Raw genomic sequence first — 2,323 nt, 5'->3', positions numbered from 1 at the left:
GGCGCGGGCTGTGCGGTGCGCTCCGGCTCGGGTGATCGCGCCGGGAGCAGGGACGCGTCGTCCTGCGCTAGCATCCGCTCGTGCAGCTCCCGCAGCTCCGCGTCCGGTTCGATCCCCTGGCTGTCCCGCAGCAGCCGCCGGGTGTCCCGATAGCGGCGCAGGGCCTCCGCCGTACGCCCCGAGCGGTACAGCGCGAGCATCAGCGAGGCGATCCCGCGCTGGTCCAGGGGATGGCGCGCGGCGCGCTCCTGCAGTTCGCCCAGCAGGTCCGCGTGCCGTCCCAGCTCCAGCTCCAGCCGGATCCGCTCCTCCTGGACGTGCCGCAGGTCCTCGTGCAGGCGGGCGCGGAGCGAGAGCGCCCAGTCGCAGCCGAACTCCGCGAGCGGCTCCCCTTTCCACTCCGCCTGCGCGGCGTGCAGCTTGCCGAGCGCGAACTCCCGCTCGCCCCGCGCCGCCGCCTCCACCGCCTCGCGCCGCAGCCGCTGGAACCGCAGCAGGTCGACGTCCTCCGGGTCGAAGCGGAGCTGGTAGCGGCCGGGCGACGGGTGGGCGATGCCGACGCGGTCCCCGACCGCTTCGGCCAGCACCCGGCGCAGCCGGGAGAGGTAGCTCTGCAGGGACGCCTCCGGGCTCGCCGGGAGGGGCGGCGCGTCCCAGACGCGGTCGACGAGGGTCTCGACGCTGACCGGCTCGCCGCGCGCGTGCAGCAGGGTGCCGAGCACCCTGCGCTGCTTGACGGATCCCAGTTCGAACTGCCGCTCATGGTCCCAGAGTTCCAGAGGTCCCAAGGCGCATAAGTCCACCGTCGCCCCCTACCGGATCGCCCGCACATTCATTCGTACGGCGAATCCCGCGCCGTGGCGCCGCCCCGGTGGGGAGCGGGAGGGGGGCGCACCGGTGCGCGGGAGGCGCATACGCGGGCCCGGCGCCGGGGGCCGGGGCGCCGCAGCAAACGTCAGCCGGAGTTCAAGGTTCCTGCAACGCGGCCGGACATCCCCGCCGGGCACGTAGCCGCCACGACAACCCGAACCGAACCGACCTGATCCAACCCGACCCAACCCGACCCGGGGGGACTCTCATGAGCGTGACCTCGCTCGACACACACTGGCGACACGTACCGATCCGGCCGGACGCCGGGCGCTGGACCACCCGCCAGGCCCGCAGGAACGTCCTGGTCGCCGTCCACACGGTGACCGCCGGACAGCGGCTGATGGAGGCCGTACGGCTGCTGGAGGGGGACCCGCGGGTCCAGGTCTTCTTCACGGCCGCTCCCGACGTCTTCAGCCACGGCGTGACGGCGTTCCTGGACGACCTCGGGGCACTCGTCCTGCCGTGGGAGGTGGCCGTGCACACGGAGTTCCACCTGGCGCTCGCCGCCGCGCACGAAGGGCTGCACGAACTGCACGCGCCCGTCGTCGTCCTGCCGCACGGCGCCGGGCACAACAAGACGGTGTCCCGTACCGGCCCGGTCGTCGTCCCCGAGCGGAACGTGTACGGGCTGAGCCGCCAGTGGCTCGTCCGGGACGGCGCGGTGATACCGGAAACCGTCGTCCTGGCCCACCACGACGACGTCGCCCGGCTGGGCCGCGAGTGCCCCGAGGCGGTGCCCGCCGCAGCGGTGGTCGGCGACCCCTGCTACGACCGGATCGCCGCCAGCCTGGACTCCCGTGCCCTCTACCGGGAGGCGCTGGGCGCCCGGCACGGGCAGCGCCTCGTCCTCGTCTGCTCCACCTGGGGCCCGCACTCGCTGCTGGCGGGCGAGTGGCCGCTGCTGGCCCGGCTGGTGACCGAGCTGCCCGCCGACGAGTACCGCGTCGCCGCCCTGCTCCACCCGAACGTGTGGCACGCGCACGGGCCGTGGCAGATCCGCTCCTGGCTCGCCGGGCTCGGCCGCGCCGGACTCGCGGTCGTCAGCCCGCACGCGGACTGGTGCGGCGCTGTCGCCGCCGCCGACGCCCTCGTCGGCGACCACGGCTCGCTGACCCTGTACGGGACGATGACCGGCGCCCCCATCCTGCTCACCGGCCGCCAGGACGCGGGCCTCGACCCGGCCTCCCCGCTCGCCGAGCTCCGCTCCTTCGCGCCCCGGCTGCGCACCGACCGTCCGCTGGCCCGGCAGCTCAGCCGGTGCGCGACGGGCCACCGGCAGGCGGACCACGCGCGGGTCGCGGCCCGCATCACCTCGGAGCCCGGCCGCTTCGCGGCCCGGATGCGCACCCTGCTCTACCGCAAGCTGCGGATGCGGCCCCCGTCCCCGCCGACCTCGCCGTCCTTCCCGGCCCCCTCCACCCCCTCCTCGCCCTTGCGGCGGATGCCGCGGCTC

The 2,323-nt window shown here is 75.2% G+C and carries 2 protein-coding genes; one reads left to right on the top strand and one right to left on the bottom strand.

Features of this window, described 5'->3' with window-relative positions:
* Positions 1–788, bottom strand: a 788-nt coding sequence (locus G5C65_RS35665) for an AfsR/SARP family transcriptional regulator (protein ID WP_206442643.1), incomplete at its 3' end; no start/stop codon positions are given.
* Between the two features lie 290 nt (positions 789–1,078).
* Between G5C65_RS35665 and G5C65_RS35660 the strand changes: the two genes are divergently transcribed.
* On the top strand, positions 1,079–2,323 hold a 1,245-nt coding region (locus tag G5C65_RS35660), incomplete at its 3' end, for a hypothetical protein (protein WP_206442642.1).

Source organism: Streptomyces boncukensis, assembly GCF_011045075.1.
Lineage (GTDB): Bacteria > Actinomycetota > Actinomycetes > Streptomycetales > Streptomycetaceae > Streptomyces > Streptomyces boncukensis.
Note: the sequence above shows the minus strand (reverse complement) of the source record. Positions and strands in the feature narration are given on the sequence as shown.